Annotated in this window: 15 protein-coding genes; 7 read left to right on the forward strand and 8 right to left on the reverse strand. The window is 72.8% G+C overall.

Going from position 1 to position 19,838, the window contains the following annotated elements; all coding sequences use genetic code 11:
* The first annotated feature begins 8 nt into the window (after positions 1-8).
* Positions 9-1,301 carry a PQQ-binding-like beta-propeller repeat protein gene (locus ACIRNI_RS24420; protein WP_403554260.1) on the forward strand — a complete coding sequence of 431 codons (1,293 nt, stop codon included), beginning with the start codon at positions 9-11 and terminating at the stop codon, positions 1,299-1,301.
* Positions 1,302-1,485: 184 nt separating this feature from the next.
* Positions 1,486-2,136: a DNA-binding response regulator gene (locus tag ACIRNI_RS24425; RefSeq protein ID WP_403554262.1), complete on the forward strand. Its 651-nt coding sequence runs from the start codon at positions 1,486-1,488 to the stop codon at positions 2,134-2,136.
* Positions 2,137-2,152: 16 nt separating this feature from the next.
* Here the strand turns inward: ACIRNI_RS24425 and ACIRNI_RS24430 are convergent, their stop codons facing one another.
* The 5 genes from ACIRNI_RS24430 to ACIRNI_RS24450 form a co-directional block, all read right to left on the reverse strand.
* Positions 2,153-3,907: an ATP-binding cassette domain-containing protein gene (locus ACIRNI_RS24430; RefSeq protein WP_403554263.1), complete on the reverse strand. Its 1,755-nt coding sequence runs from the start codon at positions 3,905-3,907 to the stop codon at positions 2,153-2,155.
* On the reverse strand, positions 3,904-5,625 hold the full coding sequence (locus ACIRNI_RS24435; protein ID WP_403554265.1) for an ABC transporter ATP-binding protein: 1,722 nt from the start codon (positions 5,623-5,625) through the stop codon (positions 3,904-3,906). Before ACIRNI_RS24435 ends, ACIRNI_RS24430 begins: the two co-directional genes overlap by 4 nt.
* 493 nt (positions 5,626-6,118) lie before the next feature.
* A complete protein-coding gene (locus ACIRNI_RS24440; protein ID WP_058940762.1) occupies positions 6,119-6,247 on the reverse strand; it encodes a SapB/AmfS family lanthipeptide in 129 nt (42 codons plus the stop codon).
* Positions 6,244-8,802, reverse strand: coding sequence for a class III lanthionine synthetase LanKC (gene lanKC / locus ACIRNI_RS24445; RefSeq protein WP_403554267.1), 2,559 nt, complete (start codon positions 8,800-8,802; stop codon positions 6,244-6,246). Before lanKC ends, ACIRNI_RS24440 begins: the two co-directional genes overlap by 4 nt.
* Before the next feature lie 107 nt (positions 8,803-8,909).
* A complete protein-coding gene (locus ACIRNI_RS24450; RefSeq protein WP_403554269.1) occupies positions 8,910-9,308 on the reverse strand; it encodes a VOC family protein in 399 nt (132 codons plus the stop codon).
* Positions 9,309-9,448: 140 nt separating this feature from the next.
* Here ACIRNI_RS24450 and ACIRNI_RS24455 point away from each other — a divergent pair, with 140 nt between their 5' ends.
* Positions 9,449-10,513, forward strand: coding sequence for a lactonase family protein (locus ACIRNI_RS24455; RefSeq protein WP_403554271.1), 1,065 nt, complete (start codon positions 9,449-9,451; stop codon positions 10,511-10,513).
* A 21-nt stretch (positions 10,514-10,534) separates the two neighbouring features.
* Here the strand turns inward: ACIRNI_RS24455 and ACIRNI_RS24460 are convergent, their stop codons facing one another.
* Positions 10,535-11,713 (reverse strand): PP2C family protein-serine/threonine phosphatase, encoded by a 1,179-nt coding sequence (locus ACIRNI_RS24460; RefSeq protein ID WP_403554273.1) that lies wholly within the window; start codon positions 11,711-11,713, stop codon positions 10,535-10,537.
* A gap of 148 nt (positions 11,714-11,861) precedes the next feature.
* Between ACIRNI_RS24460 and ACIRNI_RS24465 the strand changes: the two genes are divergently transcribed.
* Complete coding sequence (locus ACIRNI_RS24465; RefSeq protein ID WP_403554275.1) at positions 11,862-12,299, forward strand: ATP-binding protein; 438 nt, start codon at positions 11,862-11,864, stop codon at positions 12,297-12,299.
* A 23-nt stretch (positions 12,300-12,322) separates the two neighbouring features.
* Here ACIRNI_RS24465 and ACIRNI_RS24470 read toward each other — a convergent pair whose 3' ends face one another.
* Entirely contained in the window at positions 12,323-13,489 is a 1,167-nt protein-coding gene (locus ACIRNI_RS24470; protein WP_403554277.1) for a PP2C family protein-serine/threonine phosphatase, read from the reverse strand.
* A 102-nt stretch (positions 13,490-13,591) separates the two neighbouring features.
* Between ACIRNI_RS24470 and ACIRNI_RS24475 the strand changes: the two genes are divergently transcribed.
* Positions 13,592-14,104 (forward strand): MarR family winged helix-turn-helix transcriptional regulator, encoded by a 513-nt coding sequence (locus ACIRNI_RS24475; protein WP_403554279.1) that lies wholly within the window; start codon positions 13,592-13,594, stop codon positions 14,102-14,104.
* Positions 14,105-14,385: 281 nt separating this feature from the next.
* A complete protein-coding gene (locus tag ACIRNI_RS24480) occupies positions 14,386-14,814 on the forward strand; it encodes an ATP-binding protein (RefSeq protein WP_403554281.1) in 429 nt (142 codons plus the stop codon).
* Positions 14,815-14,836: 22 nt separating this feature from the next.
* On the opposite strand, the gene ACIRNI_RS24485 is transcribed toward ACIRNI_RS24480, so the two are convergent.
* Positions 14,837-15,268: a DUF4190 domain-containing protein gene (locus ACIRNI_RS24485; protein ID WP_403554282.1), complete on the reverse strand. Its 432-nt coding sequence runs from the start codon at positions 15,266-15,268 to the stop codon at positions 14,837-14,839.
* Positions 15,269-15,530: 262 nt separating this feature from the next.
* Here ACIRNI_RS24485 and ACIRNI_RS24490 point away from each other — a divergent pair, with 262 nt between their 5' ends.
* On the forward strand, positions 15,531-19,832 hold the full coding sequence (locus tag ACIRNI_RS24490; RefSeq protein ID WP_403554284.1) for a HAMP domain-containing protein: 4,302 nt from the start codon (positions 15,531-15,533) through the stop codon (positions 19,830-19,832).
* Positions 19,833-19,838 lie beyond the last annotated feature (6 nt).

The following is a 19,838-nucleotide window of genomic DNA, read 5'->3' on the forward strand; positions in this document are numbered from 1 at the left end:
GGGACTCAATGAGCGGTCGGCTCACCTGGATACTGGTCAAGCTCGGGGTGGTGCTGGCCGTGGTCGGCGCGCTCACCGCGGGATGCCTCTCCACCACCGGGCGCTTCCCGGGTGACTCGATGGAGATCCGCTGGAACACCCCCGCGGACCGCACCGACTCTGGCCACGGCAACGGCGTCTGGCTGTCCGGCGACACCCTGGTGCGCAGCCGCTTCGACGCCGTGACCGGCTTCGACGCCCGTACCGGCAAGCGGGCATGGGAGTACGTGCCGCCCGGACGCTCGGAGATCTGCGGTGGCGACGCCGACGAGGCCGCGTCCGTGCTGGTGGTGGTCCGCGACGCCGAAGGCAGGTCGGAGAAGGCCGGAGAGTGCGCCACCGCCGTCGCGATCGACCTGAAGGACGGTCGTGAGCTCTGGCGCACCGCCATCGCTTCCGCTCCCGGCGCTCCGGACTCCGGGCCTGAGACCGTGGCCGCGGCCGGCGGAGTCGCCGTGCTCGGCGAACGGGTGCCGCGCGCCGTGGACGTGCGCACCGGCAAGGTGCGGTGGACCGCGGCCGTCCCCAAGGACTGCTCGGTGGGCCGGTTCGGCGCGGCCGAGCGCCGGGTCGCCGCGGTGCTCGCCTGTGGTGGCGACCAGGAGGGCGCGGACGAGATGCCTGGCCGCTCCGGCGAACTGCACGCTGCCGCCTTCGACTCGGCCACTGGCGCGCTGCTCTGGTCGACCCCGCTGAGCGCCCGCCGCCCGCTGCTCGCCGGGAGCACGGAGGTAAGCGTGGTGTCCGCGGATCCGTTGGTGGTGGCGGGCCCCGGGGCCTACTACTCGTTCGGCAAGGACGGCCGCGCCCACCCCGCCATCGACTACAAGGGCGACTACGGCGCCATCGGCGGGACCAATCAGTACGGCGGCCCCGCACGGTTCATGGTCGCGGTGGACGACAGCAGGCTCTACGCCCTGGGTGATCACAACAGCAGGTACTACGACCACACTCTTGTCGCCTTCGACTTGGCGACCGGCGAGGTCGCCTGGGGCGGCACGGACGAGCACCTCGACGGCGTGGAGGCCAAGGGCCTGCTCGTCCAGGACGGGAAGGTCACCGTGCTCACGAAGGCGGACGAGCACTACTTCGCCGAGGGCGACCTGTTCGTCTTCGACGCCGCCACCGGCGAGGAGCTCGACAACCGCGGCTTCCACGACCAGGTCGACGGCGGGGACGCGCTGTTCGACTACCAGGGGCTGCTGATCACCGGCGAGGCGGGGTACCGGTCCTCGCCCTTCACCGCGTACGAGCGGTCCTGAAGGCCCATCGGACGGGATGGGGGGCGCACAAAGGCGCACGGGGCGCAGGAGGGGCGCCCATCGATCCGTACCGCGCGCCCCGTACGCCCCAGCGAAAGGTTCCTGCACTCGCGTCCGGGGCAGTCGCATGTGTGGCATCCGAGCGCCCGGGTAGCGCCGGGCCACCACCGGGAGGGGAACCGCCATGACCAAGGTGCTTGTCCTGCACAGCGTCGCCCTGTTGCGGTCGGCGCTGGCGGCGCTGCTCACGAAGGAGTCGGAGGGGTCGGGGGAGTCCGGGGAGCCAGGGGAGTCCGAGGGGGCGTTCGACGTCTCCACGTGCGGCTGGCGCACGGCGCTCCGACAGGCGGAGTCCTTAACGCCCGACGTGTGCGTGGTCGACCTCGACTGTCCGGGCACCGCGACGCTGTGGGAGGAGGGGCGCCCCGGGGGCGGAACGGGCCTCGGCTCCCGCATCGGGCTGCTGGTGCTCGCCTCGGCGGGACGCCCCGGGGCGCTGCGCAAGGCCTTCGAGGCCAGGGCGCTGGGCTACGTCGACAAGGACGGCTCCCCACGCCGTCTGGTCAGGGCCATCCGCAAAGTGGCGGCAGGCGAGCGGTTCGTCGACGAATCGCTCGCCTTCGGCTTTCTGGAGGCGTCGCGGATGCCGCTGACGGCCCGGGAGTTGAGCGTCCTGGCCCGCGCGGCGGAGGGCGAGTCCATCGCCGAGATAGCCAGAGGGCTGCATCTGTCCAACGGCACCGTGCGCAACTACATGGCGTCGGCCACGCGGAAGGTCGGCGCGCGCAACCGGATCGACGCCATCCGTATCTCGCAGGGCGCGGGGTGGGTGTGAGGCCGGGCCGCGTGGCTCAGCCGTGGGAGACGCCCGTGAGGTCGCGGTAGAGCGGCGAGGTGTCCAGCAGTTCCTCGTGCGGCGCGCACGCCGCCCGCGTACCGTCCAGGACCAGGACGCGGTCCGCCCGTACGGCCGACGAGAGGCGGTGGGCGACGACGATCAGCGTGCCCGGGCGTGCGGCGAGCGTGCGCTCCGCGTGCTCCTCCGTCTCCGGGTCCAGGTGGCAGGTCGCCTCGTCGAGGATGAGCAGCGGGGCGGCGGCGAGGTGGGCTCGGGCGAGGGCCAGGAGTTGGCGCTCGCCCTGCGACAGCGTGCCGGGGTCGATCACCGCGTCGAGGCCGCCGAGCCGCCGCACCAGGGGGGCGAGGCGGAGCGCCTCGACGCTCTCCTCCACCTCGGCGGGGTGCGCGCCGGGCCGCAGGTAGCGGAGGTTGTCGCGGACCGTGCCGCTGAAGACGTGGGCCTGCTGCGGTAGCAGGGCGCGGCGGGGGTCCGGTCCGGGCGGGCCGTCGTGCCCGCGGGCGGGGGCGCCGTCGATCAGGGCCGTGCCGCCGGTCGGGGCGAGCAGCCCGGCGAGGAGCGCCGTCAGCGTGGACTTGCCGATGCCGCTGGGCCCGACCACCGCGAGGTGCTCCCCCGGCTCGACGACGAGGTCGAGGCCGTCGAGCACCGGGCGGGCCCGCGGGCCGTACGCGAACGTGACGCCGCGCAGTTCGACGGCGGCGGCCGGGCGCGGGCGCGGGTTCTGCCGTACGGGCGCGGCGGCGGGCTCCCCGTCCGGGAGCGCGGGCTCCTCCGTGCCGAAGCGGTCCAGCACCACCAGGAGCCGGGTCCCCGCCGCGCCGAGCGCCGTCATGAGCGTGTGCAGCGCGGGCAGCAGCGCCTGTACGAGGTAGGTGAAGGCGCCGAGCAGGGCGCCCGCGGTGACTCCGCGTCCGAGCAGCCACGGCGTCGCCACCAGCAGCGCCACGACCGGCAGCCTGCCCGCCGCGCCCAGCGCGAGGGTACGCACCCCGGCCCACCGGGCGAGGCGGCGCGACAGGCGCGCCTCCGCGCCGATCAGCGCGCCCAGGTCCTCGGTGACCCGGCGCTCCCCGCCGCACGCCACCACGTCGCGGAGCCCCGCCCCCACCGCGCCGACCCGGGCCGACAGGGCCTCGTCCGTGTCGAGGAACGCGCGCTGCGCGGCGGCCATCGGCGCGAGGGTGGCGAGGAACAGCAGCAGTCCCAGGAGCAGCGGCGGCACCACCACGAGCAGCAGCGCGGGCGCCAGCGAGGCCATCCCGAGCAGCGCGCCGAGAGCCGTGAAGACGAACGACCGGGCGGTCAGGACGAGTCCCGCGAAGCTGTCCCTGGCCATCTCCGTCTGGTGGACGAGCCGCGAGACCGCCGCGCTGCTCGTGGCCGCGGCGCCGTCCGACCGGGCCGGGTCGGACACCGCCGCGGCCAGGGCCTGCGACACGGCCCGGCGCACGAGCCCGTCGCGCAGCGACTCCACCAGACCGGCGAGGCCCGCGAACACGCCGCGGACGGCGAACCCGCCCAGCAGGGCGGCGCCCGCGGCGACCGCCAGCCACACCAGTCCGGTGCCGGTACGGCCCGCGAGGAAACCGTCGTCGAGGGCGCGGGCGACGCCGTAACCGGTGAGGAAGGTGTGGGCGGATTCGAGGAGCGACCAGCCGGTCAGGGTGAGCAGGGCGCGCCGGCGGCGCAGCAGGAACCGGCGTCCCTGCGGAAGGACGCGGCGCAGCGGGCCATGGCTCGTCATGACGCGGTTCCCTCGGTCGTGGCGGCGAAGACCGCGCGGTAGGCCGGGTCCCGCCACAGCTCCGGGTGCGGCCCGGTGGCGCGTACCCGGCCTTCGTCCAGCCAGATCACCAGGTCGGCACGGGCCGCCGAGGACAGCCGGTGGGCGATGACGAGCCGGGTGCCGTGCCGTACGTCGCGGGTCAGCGCCCGCTGGACCTCCCGTTCGGTGAGGGTGTCCAGGCTGGAGGTGGCGTCGTCGAGGATCAGCAGCCGCCCGGCGTGGGCGAACGCGCGCGCCAGGCCCAGGCGTTGCAGCTCCCCGCCGGACAGGGGCGCGTCCGGGAGCGGGGTGGCGTAGCCGTGGGGCAGCCGCTCGATGAAGCCGTCGGCGCCCGCCGCGCGGGCCGCCGCGCGCAGGGCGTCGCGGGGCGGTGTCTGCGCGCCGAAGGCCAGGGCCTCCTCGACCGTCGCGCCGAACAGCGCGGGTCGCGCGAAGGCGTAGCCGACCTCGCGGCGCAGGTCTCCCTCGTCCAGGGCGCGCAGCGGGACGCCGTCGAGCAGGACCTCGCCGTCGTCGGGGTCGGTGAGCCGGCCCGCGACCGCCGCGAACAGCGACTTGCCGGACCCCGATCGGCCGACCACCGCGACCGTCGCGCCCCCGGGCACCACGACGTCGACGTCCCGCAGCACGGCCGTTTTCTCGCGTACGACGGTGACGCCGCGCAGCGCGAGCGTGCCGGGGCCACCGGGGGGCAGGGTCCCCGTCCCGTACGCGAAGGGCGGCAGCGACAGCGGCTCGGTCGTACGGCGGGCGGCGGCCCGGCCCCGGACCAGGCCGCCCAGCAGGCCGGCCACCGCGCCGACGCCCGCGGCGAGCGCGGCGTACCGCGAGGCCGCCAGCAGCTCGCCGACGCCGATCGCGCCGGACGCGAGCCGCAGCCCGCCGACGGCGAGGACCAGGCAGACGAGCAGCGGCATCAGCACACCGCTGCGGGCGACGGCGGCGCCGTACACGCGCCACATCCGCCGCCCCTCCGCGCCGAGTTCGGGCAGCGTGGACAGAATCCGCCGCCGCTCGTGCGCGGCGGTCCCGGCGGCGGCGACGGTACGCGCCCCGGCGAGGGCCTCGACGAGCCGGTCGGCGATGCCCGACTGCACGTGCTGGTAACGCGCGACGCTGTCGGAGGAGTGGCGGGCGAACGCGCGCAGCAGGAGCAGCAGCAGGGGTACGCCGGCGAGGAAGGCGGCCGCCGTCCGCCAGTCGATGAGGAACAGCGCCACCAGCGCACCCAGGGGCGGCAGCACGGAGGCGGCGGCGCTCGCGGCGGTGGCGGGCACCGTGCCCGCCTCCGTCGCGTTGGCCGTGAGCCGTGTCGCCAGGTCCCCGGGCGGGAACCGCGCGGCCGCGTGGTGCGGGGCGGTACGCAGCAGCCGGGCGAGGACGTGCGTACGCAGCCGGGCCGTCGTACGGGCGTTGGTCACGCCGGTCAGCCACGCCACGGCGGCGTCCAGCGCCAGGTCGGCGGCGATGAGTGCGGCGCAGAGCGCGACCCAGCGGGGGGCGGCGGGGGCGCCGGCGAGCAGGAGGTCGAGGGTGTGGCCGACGGCGGCGGGTTCGGCGAGGGTGGCGAGGGCGGAGGCGAGGGAGCAGAGGAGGAGGGCGGCGGTATGCGGGACACTGCGCCGCGCGGCGCCGAGGAGGGCGGCGTCCGCGGTGCGGGGGCGGGTGCGGGGCATCCGGGGCGTGTCCTTCCTCGTTCGGGACCCAGTCCCTCGGGGTCGGCACCTGTCGGTGCGGGTGTCCTCGTGGGCGGCACCCGTCGGTGCGGGGCGGCTACCCGCCCGGGCTCGCGTGCGGCGCCGCGCGAGCGTCCGCGTGGGCGGCACCCGTCGGTGCGGGGTCCGGGGCGGGGCCCCTCCGGGCTCGACTCCTCGCGGCCGGCGGCCTTGGCCCGTACGGACGCGGAACGGTCTCGACGCCTCCCCCGTAGCCCTTCGGGCACGGGGGAGGGTGGCACAACCGGACCACCGGCCCGGAGACAAACAGGGGTCCGGGGCGCAGCCCCGGTTACGGGAAGTGGGGGTCCCCCCATGCCCGCAGGGCGTAGGGGGCGGGTAGGGGAAAAGCCCCGCGCCGCCCCCCGATGCCGGAGCCCCGGCCCGAGCGGGAGAGCCCGCTCGGGCCGGGGCCGGCGGCCACACGGTGTCGGCACCGGGTGGCCAGGACGCGTCAGTTACAGGTCGTGACGCTCAGGCTGCTGTCACCGCAGAGCAGCAGGCTCGCGCGGCTCCCCGTGGCGACATCGCCCGTGGCCTCTTCCTTGGGGGTTTCCATCGACTGGAGGTCGAGAAGCGTCATGATCGTTTCCCTTCTGTGGGGACGGTGTGCTTCTTCACGGTCCCGGACTGGGACCGGCTCTGGGGCCGCCGCGGCGGCGGAAGGAACGGCAGCTGAGCCACGCCGTCGGTGGCGGCGCTGCCGAGGGCGAGCAGGCAGCCGGCGGTCCCCGTGGAGAGGTCCATCGACAGCCGCATCATCTGCTCGCCGGGGAAGGCCAGATGTCCCTGGTACGGCACGGCGTGCCGGGTGAGGGCGTCGATCTGGCGGCGTACGTCGGCGGGCTGGACGCCGGGCGCGGTGGTGCGGCTGAGGTACAGCACCATGCCGGCCGCGCCCCGGAACAGCCCGGGCTGGGCGTAGAAGGTGGCTTGGGCCGCCCGTACGATCTCGGTCCGCGCCTGCGCGAAGCGGTCGTCGTCGCGGTGGGCGGCGAAGTCGTCGAGCACCATGCCGATGCCGACGCTCCCGGCGCCGAGGTACGGCATCGTCCGCCAGCCCTCGTCGACCTGGAGGGTGCCGCCCGCGCCGCGCACGCAGCGGTCGAGGTCGCGGCGCAGGGCGTCGGCGGCGAGGTCGAGGAGGCCGGTGTCGCCGGTGCGTTCGTACAGGCGCAGGTAGAGCAGCGCGGGCCCGGAGTTGCCGTGGAGCAGCCCGGCCCGGGTGGGCTGGGTGCGGCCGGTGAGGTCCGCGCAGCGCAGGGCCGCGTCGTGGAGGCCGAGCGCGTCGAGGGCGAGGCCGAGGCCCGCGAGCCCGCTGTGGAGGTCGGGGGCGATGTCGTCCCAGGGGCGGGCGAGGGCGAGTTCGGCGAGTTCGAGGGCGCGTTCGGGGTGGCCGAGGCGGTCGAGGGTCCAGGCGATGCCGGCGAGGCCGTCGTAGAGGCCGAGCGGGCTGCCGGAGGGCGGCTGCTTGGTGTGCTCCAGGAGCCATTCCTCGGCGGCGGTGTGCCGCGGGGCGCCGGTCTCGGCGAGGGCGTACAGGACGCCTGCCGCGCCGTAGCCGAGGCTCATCCCGCCTGCGGCGGTGGCGAACTGGGCGATGTCGCCGGGGAAGAAACGGTCGTCCCGGTGGGGCGTGGCCGAGGTGGTGATGGCGCTGACCAGGGAGTCGCGGCTGCGGGGCCAGTCGGCCGGCTCGACGGGCAAGTACGGCGCGGGGGCCGGGCCCGGGGCGATCTCCGCGACCGCCTCGTCGAGGAAGTCGCGCGGTACGGGGAAGTGGGCGGCCGCGATGTCGGCCAGGTGCCGTGCCTTGTGCGGGTCGAGCGGGAGGAGGCTGGTGAGCGGGATGAAGAGCGCGAGGCGCAGGCAGGCGAGGGCGTAGCGGTCGACGTCGAAGCCGCGCCGGTCGGCGGGGGCGACGAAGGCGGGGTTGGCGACGGTCTGCCGGCGGCCCTCGTCGATGTGCGCGGCGGCCTCGAAGTCGAGCAGGACGACGCACTCCTCGTCCTCGGCGACCATGATGTTGAACAGGTGCAGGTCGTTGAAGACGACGCCGCGTGCGTGGACCGCCTCGACGGCCTCCTCCACCAGCCGGTGGATGCGCAGGGCCCACTCGGTGTAGGCGGCGAGGCTCTCGGGAGTCGGGTCGGCCTCGATGAGCGGGTGGCGGCGGGCGAAGAAGGTGTTGAGCGGCTTGCCCTCGATGTACTGCATGGCGAGGAAGTGGTGGTCGCCGAGGGTGAAGTGGTCGTGCACCTCGGGGGTACAGGGCAGGCCGGCGAGCCGTTCGAGGGCCTCGCGCTCGCGGCGGAGCCGGGTGACGGCGTCGGCGCCGTCGGCGGCCAGCCCGGCGTGCGGGCGGGCCTCCTTGAGGACGACCTTCTCGCCGGTGCGGGTGTCCTGGGCGACGTACACGCCGCCGCCGTTGGAGAAGTGCAGGGCGCGTTCGACGGTGTACGGCATGCCGGCGACGGTGACGTTCTGCCGGGCCTCCAGGTGCGGCCGGAGGAAGTCGGGGAGCCGGACCCAGTCGGGCGTCTGGAAGACGGGTCCGCGCAGGTCGGGGACGAGCCGTCCGTCGGGGTCCTCGACGGCGGGGCACAGCTCGCCCTTGTCGTCGTAGCAGTGGCGCTGGGTGAAGCTGCCGTACCGCAGGTACACCGGGCCCCGGCCCCAGCGCAGGTCGCTGAGGATGTACGGGCCGGCCTCGCCGGCGAGCAGGGCGTCGAGGTCGCCGGCGACGCGGTGGCACTGCTCGTCGTCGGCGGGGTAGACGGTGATGAACTTGCCGCTGGCGGCGCGGTCGGCGTACTTGGCGTTGCGGTTGTGGAGCAGGTAGCGGCTCGGGACGAACTTGAAGGCAATGCCGTGGGTGAGGCAGTAGTCGGCGGTGCGGGAGAGAATCGTTTCCGCGTTGTCCAGGCACGCCGACACGTGGATCTTCCACCCCTGCGCCGGCAGCGTGTGCCGTACGGGCCGCAGGGCCAGCCAGTCCCCGCTGCGGTGCCGCTGCCAGCCTTCCGGTACGGACGCGAGCGCCAGTGCGTACGGGCCCTGGCCGTCGAGTGACAGCCGGTGCGGCGCGTCGTAGAAGTGGCGGTCCGCGTCGCAGAAGGTGGCGTACCCCTTGTTCACTCCTGCTCCCTCGGTCGGCGTCGAGGAAGACAGTGCCACCGGGTCGGGGGCGGCCAACAGTCACAACTGTCAGCAAAGAGCCGTGCGGAACGCACGAGTAACGTCCGTCACGTGACGGACGAGCGGCCCTCCCGGGCGGCGAGGACGAAGGAGTGCCCGGCCGGGTCGGCGTACGTCCGCACGTCACGCGGCCCGGAGTTGTCCCTGGTCTCCACGGGGCGGGCGCCCAGGCTGACCGCCTCGCGCTCGGCCTCGTCCATGTCCTCCTGGGCGACCAGGATGTGCAGGTGCGCCTGTTGCGCGTCGTCGGGGCGCGGCCAGCTCGGGGGCGCGTACCCGTGGTCGCGCCGGATGGCCAGGCGTACGCCGTCGTGGTCGAGGACCTCGATGAAGTCGGGGTCGGTCCCCCGCTGGGCGTGGGCGCCGAGTAAGGACGCGTAGAACTCCGCCAGGGCTTCCGGTTCGGCACAGTCCAGGACCAGGACACTTGTCTTCGAAACGGTCATGGAGCCCTTGTGCCCCGCTCCCCCGGCGTGACACCCCGTGAGGCGGCCCGCGAGGCACCCCCCGGACGGCCCAGTGAGCGGGGCGGCGGCAGCCGCGTGCCGCACATCATGGAGGACCGGAGGACGGAGAGGAGCACCCTGTGGGCGAGGGCACGGAGCGCGCGGGCGGTGGGCCGCGGGCGTACATCGGCTCGTACACCTCGGGCGGCGGGCGGGGCATCACGGTCGCGGACGTGGACCCGGCGACCGGGGCGCTGGCCCCGCTCGCGGACGTCGACACCGTCGTGAACCCCTCCTGGCTGGCCCTCGCGCCGGACACCGGGGTGCTGTACGCCGTGAGCGAGACGGAACCGGGCAGGGCCGCGGCCTTCCGGCCCACCGCCGGGGGGCTCGCCCCGCTCGGAGCGGCGGTCGAGGTGGGGGGTGTCAACCCCGCTCATCTCAGTGTGGCCGAGCGGCGGCTGCTGACCGCCAACTACGTTTCCGGGAGCGTGAGCAGCCTGCCACTGGCGGCCGACGGCGGCCTCGCCGGGCCGCCCGCCGTTCTCACGCACCGCGGCTCGGGCCCCGACACCGACCGGCAGGAGGGGCCGCACGCCCACCAGGTGCTGCCCGACCCGAGCGGCCGGTGGGTGCTCACCGTGGACCTGGGCACCGACTCGGTGCGCGTCTGCGCGCTCGACGCCGGCACCGGGGAGCTGCGGGTGCGTGCCGAGACGATGCTGCGCGCCGGGTCGGGGCCGCGGCACCTCGCGTTCCACCCGGACGGAGAGGTGGTGTACGTCCTCCACGAGCTGGAGCCGCTGCTCACCGTCTGCCAGTGGGATCCGGCGTCCGGGCGCCTGGAGCCGCTCGCGGAGGTCGACGTCGACCCCGATCCCGGTCCGGACGGCGTACGGGCGCACCCGTCGGTCGTCTCGGTCTCCTCCGACGGGCGGTTCGTACGGGCCGCGGTGCGCGGCAGGAACACGATCGTCACCCTCTCGCTCGCCGACGGTGCCGAGAAGCCGCGGCTCACGGGGGTCGTGGAGTGCGGGGGCGTCTGGCCGCGCGCGCTCGTGCCCGACCCGTCCGGGCGCAGGTTGTACGTCGCCAACGAGTGGTCCGGCGACGTCACCTGGTTCGACGTCGACCCCGTGAGCGGGGAACCGCGCCGCGCGGGCGCGCTGGAGGTACCGGCCGCCGCGTGCCTGGTCTTCGCCTGAGGTTCGCCGGAGTACGACGGATCAGGGTGTCTTCGGCGAGGGTCCGTACCAGTCGAGGCACATCACCAGGGCGTCGTCGTCCAGGGGGGTCTCCCCGTGGTGTGCCGCGAGGTCCCGGAACATGGCGGCCGGCACCTGGCTCGGGGGCAGCAGGCGGGTGGCGCTGAGCGAACGCGCCAGGGCCCGCTCTCCGTAGTGCTCGCTCGCGGAGGACGGAACGGAGTACACCCCGTCGCTGGCGAAGAGCAGCCGGTCGCCGGGCTCCACGCTGAAGGGCTGCGTGACATAGGGGGTGTCCTCGAACATCCCCAGCGGCAGCTGAGCCTCGAACCGCAGCGGCTCCACCACGCCCGCACGCATCCGCCAGGCCCGCGGTGACCCCGCGTCGACCACCTCCACCTCGCCGGTGGCGAGAACGAAGCGCAGCAGGAGCACCGAGACGTAGGTGCGCCCGTGGTACTGCGCGTAGACCGCCTGATCGGCCAGGGCGGCCTGGTCGGCGAGACCGAGCCCGGCCCGCCGGGCGTTGCGCAGGGCGTTGACCGCCAGATTGGTCAGGAGTGCGGCGTCGATGCCCTGCCCCATGCCGTTGGTGACGGTGAGGATCAGGTCGTCGGCGGAGATGGACCAGTCGTAGTTGTCGCCGAAGATGGCGTACGCGGGCTCCAGGTGGGCGCCCAGGGAGAACTCCGTGCGGGAGCAGGCCCGCCCGGGGAGGAGCTGCCACTGCATCTCCGCCGCCAGGGTGAGGCGGGCCGCGCGGCGGGCGAGGACGTAGAGGTCCGTGTCCCGTTCGGCGACCAGGATCTCGTGGCCGAGCGCCTCGCAGATGTGCCGCATCTCCGGGAGGACGGTGTCGAGGGGGCAGTCGCCGGGAAGCCGGACGGAGAGCACCCCCATCCGGTCGCCCCGGATGGTCACGGGGAGGTGCACGTCCACCGCGCCGGTGGCGCCGCCCTCGATGACCACCGGTTCCTGGGATCCGAAGGCCCTCCCCTGGGGGCTGTCGTGGATGCCCACCGGCTCGGTCTTGCGGGGGCCTCGCTCGACCGCCTGGAGCGATCGGACCGCGTAGTCGGCGAGCCGGAGCTCCACCCGCTCGGCTCCGTACTCCGTGGCGAGGGCGGTCGTCACGATCTCCAGGAGGGTGTGGGGTGCGCCGGCCCTCAGGGCCCTGTCGACGGCGATGAGTCTGTCCACGTCGTGCCGCCTTTTCCCCAGCTCGGAAAGGGAACCGGTCCTCACTCAGTGTAAGGCGGCGGGGCGGGGGCGCCCATGTGGGCGAGTAGATCACCCCCGTACGGGCAGGCGGACCATTCGCATGAAACGGACAGACGGGAGGTCGAGGATGGCGCCCGGGCCACTCAAGGACGACTGGGACCCCATGCGCGGCGAGGCCGGCGAGGGTCTGCGCACGCGCTTCGACGGAGAGCTGAGAAACGTCACGGACGCACGGCTGGCGGCGGGCCTGTTCCTCGACACCCTCGCGTACGCCGATCCGCCGACGGAGCCCGACAGCCGGGACGACATCGTGCTGGTGGTCACGGAGCTGGCGGCCAACGCCGTTCAGTACGCTCCGGGGCCGTTCACGCTGCGGGTCCGGCGCACTTTCGACGGGGTCCACGTCATGGTGGGCGACACCAACCCCGAGCCGCCGAAGCCGGTGCCCTGCCGGCCCGATCGGGCGCCGGGCGGTCTGGGCTGGCACATCGTCCAGGCGCTCGGCCGGGTCGACGTCGTACGGGACCGTAGGGGGAAGGAGATCCACGTCTTCCTGCCGTGGTAGGCGGCCGGAAGGGCGGCGGGCCGTTACCGGCGGCCGTGCCAGTCCAGGCACAGGACCATGGCGTCGTCCTCCGCGGCCACGGGGCCGCGGTGCCCGGCGAGCTCGTGGAGCACCGCGCGGGGCACCTGGGACGGCGGAAGGAGGCGCGTCGCGGTCATCGCGCGGGCGAGCGCCTTGTCGCTGTAGCGCTCCCCGGCCGGCGAGGCGGCGTCGTAGACGCCGTCGCTGACGAAGAAGAGCCGGTCGCCCGGCAGGACGCTGAAGGGCTGCGCCCGGTAGAGGGTGTCCTCGAACATGCCGAGCGGCAGCTGCGCCTCCAGGTCGATCGGTTCGGGCTTGCCGTTCCGCAGCCGCCACATCTTCGGCGATCCGGCGTCCACGATCTCGGCGTCTCCGGTCGCGAGGTCGAAACGCAGGAGGAGGACGGAGAGGTGCGCGGCCCCGTGGTAGTGACCGTAGATGGCCTGATCGGCGAGGCACGCCTGGTCGGCGAGGCTGAGTCCGGCCCGCCGGGCGTTGCGCAGCGCGTTGATGGCCAGGTTCGTCAGGAGCGCGGCCTGGATGCCCTCGCCCATGCCGTTGGTGACCGTGAGCGTGAGGTGGTCGGCGGAGGTGGACCAGTCGAAGTTGTCACCGTGGATGGCGTAGGCGGGCTCCAGCTGGGCGCCGATCTCGTACTCCGGGCGCGAGCAGGAGCGGCCGGGCAGCAGCTGCCACTGCATCTCGGCGGCGAGGGTGAGCCGGCTGGCGCGGCGGGCCTGGAGGTACAGGTCGGTGTCGCGTTCGGCCACGACGATCTCGTGTCCGAGGATCTCGGCGATCTCCTGGAGCTCCCGCTCGGTACGGAGTGTGTAGCCGTCGGCGGGGAGACGGACGGTGAGGACGCCGATGCGGTCTCCGCGCACACTGACGGGGAAATGGGCGATCACACGGGTGCCCCGTGGCTGCTTTTCGACATACGGTTGCTGGGAGCCGAAGGCCCGTCCCGGGGCGCTGCCGTGTACCGGCACGGGCTCGACGGTGTCCGCGAGGGGATGGACCGGTTGCAGTATGGTCATCGCGTAATCGGCCACGAGCAGGTCGACGGAGACGGCCGTGTAGTGGGCGATGAGCGCGTCACGCACTGCTTCGAGAAGAGCGTGGGGCGGTGCCCCGCGCAGCGCGCGTTCCACAGCCGAGAATCTGTCCACCGTTCGGGTACCACCTGTTCGAGAGAATTGCGTAAAAGGAGTGGATGGCCTCTTATGTCGCGGAGACTGACAAGGCCGTTGCGAAGTGTCACAGTTGAGGGCATGCATTCCGAGACTTCTCCAGGCGCCGACCGGGATGCTGCCGCACACGCCGCCCGCGAGGTCATCGAGCTGCTCGAGGTGCTCTGGCACAAGGGCCGGGACATGACCTCACCCGCCCCGGTCTCCTCCTCGCAGCTGCGGGTGCTGTACATCCTCGACCGCGACCAGCCCATCAACCTGCGCACCCTCGGCGACGTCCTGGGCTCCGCACCCTCTTCCGTCAGCCGGATGTGCGACCGCCTCGACGCCCTCGGCTTCATCGAACGCTCCCCCAGCGCCGCCAGCCGCCGCGAACTCGAACTCCGCCTCTCCGGCCGCGGCGAGAACTACCTCAAAGACCTGCGCGCCCGCCGCGAGGCAGCCCTGCTCCACGTCATCTCCGCCATGCCGGCCACCCAGCGCACGGCCCTCGCCACCGGTCTGAGCGGCTTCCGCCTCGCCGTCGAGGACACCCAGGAATCCGAGGACTCCCAGGGGGCCCACAAGGCCGGCGACGCGGAGGAGACCGCCTGACCGCCGAAGGCGCACGGCATGCCGTCCGCTTCACCGTCACCTGCCTTGTTCTCGAGCGTGCGTGCCACGGGCGGGGCACGCGGAGGGACTCGCACGAGGAAAGAGTGTTTCCTTTGGGTCACAGTTGTCAAACGGCAACTGTTTTCTCGCGATAGCCACGGGGCATGCTCCCCCTTCGGGCTACATTTGCCGTGCGGCAACCGTCACGCAGGCGGCGGCATCGTCGCCACGGAACGGGATCGACCGGTACCGGGGTGATCCGCGGCAGGAAGGGGCTGCGCATGGACCCACACGACGTCGGCGGCCCGGCCGCCGCCACGCACCCTCTGCACAGCGAGGACGACCTGCTCGCCCTGCGCCACGCGGTGCGCTCCGCGACCATACGGGCCGGATTCGAGCTGGTGGACCAGACGCGCATCGTCACGGCCGCCAGCGAGCTCGCCCGCAACGCGTACGTCCACGGCGGAGGCGGCGCCTGCGAGGTGAGAGTCGTCCGGCGGCCGGGACGCCGGGGACTGCGGGTGTCGGTGACCGATCACGGACCGGGCATCACCGACCTGGACACCTCCTTCGTCGACGGGTACTCCACCGGTGCCGGCCCGGGGCACGGCCTGGGAGGCGCGCGGCGCCTGATGGACGAGTTCCACATCCACACCACGCCGGGGCAGGGCACGACCGTCGTCGCCGTGCGCTGGACGTCGCCCTCATGACGCCGCGGCGGCCTCGGGCCCGTCAGTCACTCAGATCGCGGCCGAAGTCGTCGGCGCACTCCTGCCGGGCCGACTCCGTCTGCGCCTTGTCCACGCACGCCTGGAAGTCCCGCCCGCTGTCGGAGTCGAGAACGGACACGCCCACCGCGATCAGCAGAGCCGTGCCCACCACCGTGAGCGCACCCAGCACGAGACCCGTGATCGCCATGCCCTTTCCGGCGGCACGCCCCCGGCGGGCGCGCCGCACCGCGATGACGCCGAGCACGATGGCCGCGATGGCCAGCGGGATGCCCACGAACCACAGCCAGAACAGGAGCAGGGACAGGACACCGGTCACCAGCGCCGCGATCGCCATCCCCTGACCGGGTCGCTCGCCACCCGTCCCGGCGGCGTGGTGGCCGGACTCGTACACCGTGTTCGGGTACTCCGCCTGAGGTCGGTGCGCGTCGGACATGACAAGCTCCTTTTGCCGTCGAAGGTCTGCTGCTGATAGGGGAGTTGCCGTGCACCGCGTGTGCCCCGCATCGGGCCGCGCACGCACCCGGGGGCGTGCGTCTTGGGGGTCGATTGCCCTCGTCGTGACGCGCGGGTTAGGCTGCGAGTATTTGCCGTACGGCAATGATTAAGCATTAAACCAATGCTGTGGGGGCCGCTCCCGCCGGGAGCGTGCGTCTGTTCGGTCTTTTCGTCGTGGCATCTGAGGAACGAGGTTGGTCATGGCTGAGACGGTGGTCGAAGGGGCGCGCGCCGTGCCCCGGTCCCGGCCCGCTCGCGGGGGCGGCAAGGTCGGCGAGGCGGAGCTGCGCCAGTTGCTGGCCGGCCTGACCGCGGTCCGCGACGGGGACTTCGGCACCCGGCTGCCCGTGGAGGCGGAGGGGCTGGTCGGCGAGATCGCCACCGTCTTCAACGGCATGGTCGACCAGTTGTCGCTGTTCACCTCCGAGGTGACCCGGGTGGCCCGGGAGGTCGGCACCGAGGGGACTCTGGGCGGCCAGGCCGTGGTGCCCGGCGTGTCGGGCACCTGGGCCGATCTGACCGACTCGGTGAACGCCATGGCCGGCAACCTCACCACCCAGGTGAGGGATATCGCCCAGGTGGCCACCGCGGTGGCCAAGGGCGACCTCTCCCAGAAGATCGACGTGGACGCCCGGGGCGAGATCCTGGAGCTGAAGGACACCGTCAACACGATGGTCGACCAGCTCTCCGCCTTCGCCGACGAGGTCACCCGCGTCGCCCGAGAGGTCGGCAGCGAAGGCCAGCTGGGCGGTCAGGCCCAGGTGCCGGGCGTCGGCGGCGTGTGGCGCGACCTGACCGACTCGGTCAACTTCATGGCGGGCAACCTCACCGACCAGGTCCGCAACATCGCCCACGTGGCCACGGCCGTGGCCAAGGGCGACCTCTCCCAGAAGATCACCGTCCAGGCCCGCGGCGAGATCCTGGAGCTGAAGAACACCATCAACACGATGGTCGACCAGCTCTCCGCCTTCGCCGACGAGGTCACCCGCGTCGCCCGAGAGGTCGGCACCGAGGGGCGGCTCGGCGGCCAGGCCGACGTGAAGGGCGTCTCGGGCACCTGGAAGGACCTCACCGAGTCCGTCAACGTGATGGCCGACAACCTCACCGCCCAGGTGCGTTCCATCGCCGAGGTCACCACCGCGGTGGCCCAGGGAGACCTGTCGCAGAAGATCCGGGTCGACGCCCGGGGCGAGATCCTGGCGCTGAAGGAGACCATCAACACGATGGTCGACCAGCTCTCCGCCTTCGCCGACGAGGTCACCCGCGTCGCCCGCGAGGTCGGCACCGAGGGGAACCTCGGCGGCCAGGCGACCGTCCGGGGCGTCTCCGGCACGTGGAAGGACCTCACGGACAACGTCAACGTGATGGCCTCCAACCTGACGGGCCAGGTGCGTTCCATCGCCCAGGTGGCCACCGCGGTGGCCAAGGGCGACCTCTCGCAGAAGATCACCGTCGAGGCGAAGGGCGAGGTCGCCGCCCTCGCCGGCGTGATCAACACCATGGTCGACACGCTCTCCGCCTTCGCCGACGAGGTCACCCGCGTCGCCCGCGAGGTGGGCACCGAGGGCATCCTCGGCGGCCAGGCCAGGGTCCCCAATGTGGCCGGCACCTGGAAGGACCTCACCGACAACGTCAACTCCATGGCGAACAACCTGACCAACCAGGTCCGTAACATCGCCCTGGTCACGACGGCCGTCGCCAACGGAGACCTCTCCAAGAAGATCGACGTTGACGCCCGCGGCGAGATCCTGGAGCTCAAGACGACCATCAACACGATGGTCGACCAGCTGTCCTCGTTCGCGGCCGAGGTGACGCGCGTGGCGCGTGAGGTGGGCAGTGAGGGACGGCTGGGCGGCCAGGCCGAGGTCGAGGGCGTGTCCGGCACCTGGAAGCGGCTGACGGAGAACGTCAACGAGCTGGCCGGCAACCTGACGCGGCAGGTGCGGGCCATCGCCGAGGTCGCCAGCGCGGTGGCCGAGGGCGACCTGACCCGGTCCATCACGGTCGACGCCTCCGGTGAGGTCGCCGAACTGAAGGACAACATCAACACCATGGTGGAGTCGCTGCGCGAGACGACTCTGGCCAACCAGGAACAGGACTGGCTCAAGTCCAACCTCGCCCGCATCTCCGGCCTCATGCAGGGCCACCGGGACCTGGCCGTGGTCGCGGAGCTGGTGATGGACGAGCTGACACCGCTGGTGTCGGCCCAGTACGGCGCCTTCTACCTGGCCGAGGAGGCCGCGGAGGGGACCGAGCTGAGGCTGGTCGGCTCCTACGGCCGCCCGGTCGACTTCGCCGGGCACGCGCGCTTCAAGCTCGGCGAGTCGCTGGTCGGGCAGGCCGCGCGCAGCAAGCGGACGATCGCCGTCGAGCAGCTGCCCGGCGACTACGTCAGCATCTCCTCCGGCCTGGGGCAGTCCGTCCCGGTCAGCCTGGTCGTGCTGCCGATCGTCGTCGAGGACCAGGTGCTCGGCGTCATCGAGCTGGCGTCGTTCACGCCCTTCACCGCCGTGCACCGGGACTTCCTCGAGCAGCTGATGGAGATGCTCGGTGTCAACGTCAACACCATCGTCGCCAACGCCCGCACCGACGAACTGCTGGACGAGTCCCAGCGGCTGACCGCCGAACTGCAGGCACGCTCGACCGAGCTCCAGGTGCAGCAGGAGGAGCTCCAGCGGTCCAACGCGGAGCTGGAGGAGAAGGCCGCGCTGCTGGCCGCGCAGAACCGCGACATCGAGACCAAGAACCTGGAGATCGAACAGGCCCGGCAGGAGCTGGAGGCCCGGGCCCAGCAGCTCTCCCTCGCCTCCAAGTACAAGTCGGAGTTCCTGGCCAACATGAGCCACGAGCTGCGCACCCCGCTGAACAGCCTGCTCATCCTCGCCCAGCTGCTGGCGCAGAACCCCACCCGCAACCTGACGCCCAAGCAGGTCGAGTACGCGGGCATCATCCACTCGGCCGGGTCGGACCTGCTCCAGCTCATCAACGACATCCTGGACCTGTCCAAGGTCGAGGCCGGCAAGATGGACATCAACCCCGAAGTGGTGGCGCTGCGGCAGCTCCTCGACTACGTGGAGGCCACCTTCCGCCCCATGACCGCGCAGAAGCACCTCGACTTCACCATCAGCACCGCTCCGGGCGTGGCGACCGACCTGCTGACCGACGACTCGCGGCTGCGCCAGGTTCTGCGCAACCTGCTGTCCAACGCGGTCAAGTTCACGGAGCGCGGCAGCGTCGAACTGCGCATCGAGATGGCCGCGGAGCACGAGCTCCCGGCCTCCGTGCAGCGCGGTGTGCCGGTGATGGCCTTCCACGTCAAGGACACCGGCATCGGCATCGCCGAACAGCACCTGGAGACGATCTTCGGCGCCTTCCAGCAGGCGGACGGCACCACCAGCCGCAAGTACGGCGGCACCGGTCTGGGGCTGTCCATCAGCCGGGAGATCGCCCATCTGCTGGGCGGCGCGCTGACCGCCGAGAGCGTGCAGGGCGAGGGCAGCACGTTCACCCTGTACCTGCCGATCGCGCGGTCCGAGTGGAACGCCGTCGGCATCGCCCCGGGAGCGGCGCTGCCTGCCGCGCAGCCGGCCGCCGATCGGGCAGCCGGCGGCATGACGGCCCGCCCGACCGCGGTGCCGCGCCAGAAGCGCCGGCTGCTGGTCGTCGAGGAGCGCAGCAGAGGTCTGCTCTCCCTGGTCGCCGAGAGCGCGGTGGCCGACCTGTCCGGCAGCGGGGAACTCTCCAAGCACACGGCGAGCATCGAGGTCATCACCGCCGTGGGCGCCCAGGAAGCGGCCGAGAGCCTGGCCGCCGGGCCCTTCCACTGCGTCGTCCTGGAGCTCGACATGTCCAAGGGCGCGGCGTTGCAGTTCCTGGACGCCATGGACGGCGACACCGCCGCGATGACGGTGCCGGTCCTGGCGCACAACAGCCGCCGTCTGGAGCGGGCCCAGGAGGAGGAGCTCCAGGCCCGTTCCCACGCGCGGCCGCTGGAGCTCATCTCCAGCCTCGACGAGCTGCGGGAGCGGATCGCGCTGCACCTGTCGGCGGAGGAGCCGGGGCATGTGCTGCCCCTGGTGCGTACGGAGGAGCTGTTCCAGCATGCCTCCCAGCCCGTCGACAGCACGCTGACCGGCCGCACCGTGCTGGTGGTGGACGACGATGCCCGCAATCTCTACGCCATCAGCGGCATCCTGGAGATGCACGGCATCGAGGTACTGCACGCCGAGAACGGCCGCAAGGGCATCGAGACGCTGCGCGAGCATCCGGAGATCGACCTGATCCTGATGGACGTGATGATGCCCGAGATGGACGGCTACGCCGCGACGTCGGCCATCAGACAGGATCCCGCCCACGCCCACCTGCCCATCATCGCCGTGACGGCCAAGGCCATGCCCGGCGACCGGGAGAAGAGCCTGGCCGCCGGAGCGAGCGACCACGTCACCAAACCGGTCGACGCCAACGACCTCATCGCCTGCATCGGGCGCTGGATCCCTGCGTAAGGAAGC

Source organism: Streptomyces sp. NPDC093546 (assembly GCF_044765045.1).
Classification (GTDB): domain Bacteria; phylum Actinomycetota; class Actinomycetes; order Streptomycetales; family Streptomycetaceae; genus Streptomyces.

Coding starts and splice junctions, on each gene's coding strand:
- ACIRNI_RS24480 (WP_403554281.1), top strand. CDS start 14,386: ATGGACCCACACGACGTCGGCGGCCCGGCCGCCGCCACGCACCCTCTG.
- ACIRNI_RS24465 (WP_403554275.1), top strand. CDS start 11,862: ATGGCGCCCGGGCCACTCAAGGACGACTGGGACCCCATGCGCGGCGAG.
- ACIRNI_RS24450 (WP_403554269.1), bottom strand. CDS start 9,308: ATGACCGTTTCGAAGACAAGTGTCCTGGTCCTGGACTGTGCCGAACCG.
- ACIRNI_RS24430 (WP_403554263.1), bottom strand. CDS start 3,907: ATGACGAGCCATGGCCCGCTGCGCCGCGTCCTTCCGCAGGGACGCCGG.
- ACIRNI_RS24425 (WP_403554262.1), top strand. CDS start 1,486: ATGACCAAGGTGCTTGTCCTGCACAGCGTCGCCCTGTTGCGGTCGGCG.
- ACIRNI_RS24485 (WP_403554282.1), bottom strand. CDS start 15,268: ATGTCCGACGCGCACCGACCTCAGGCGGAGTACCCGAACACGGTGTAC.
- ACIRNI_RS24490 (WP_403554284.1), top strand. CDS start 15,531: ATGGCTGAGACGGTGGTCGAAGGGGCGCGCGCCGTGCCCCGGTCCCGG.
- ACIRNI_RS24435 (WP_403554265.1), bottom strand. CDS start 5,625: ATGCCCCGCACCCGCCCCCGCACCGCGGACGCCGCCCTCCTCGGCGCC.
- ACIRNI_RS24440 (WP_058940762.1), bottom strand. CDS start 6,247: ATGACGCTTCTCGACCTCCAGTCGATGGAAACCCCCAAGGAAGAGGCC.
- ACIRNI_RS24420 (WP_403554260.1), top strand. CDS start 9: ATGAGCGGTCGGCTCACCTGGATACTGGTCAAGCTCGGGGTGGTGCTG.
- ACIRNI_RS24475 (WP_403554279.1), top strand. CDS start 13,592: ATGCATTCCGAGACTTCTCCAGGCGCCGACCGGGATGCTGCCGCACAC.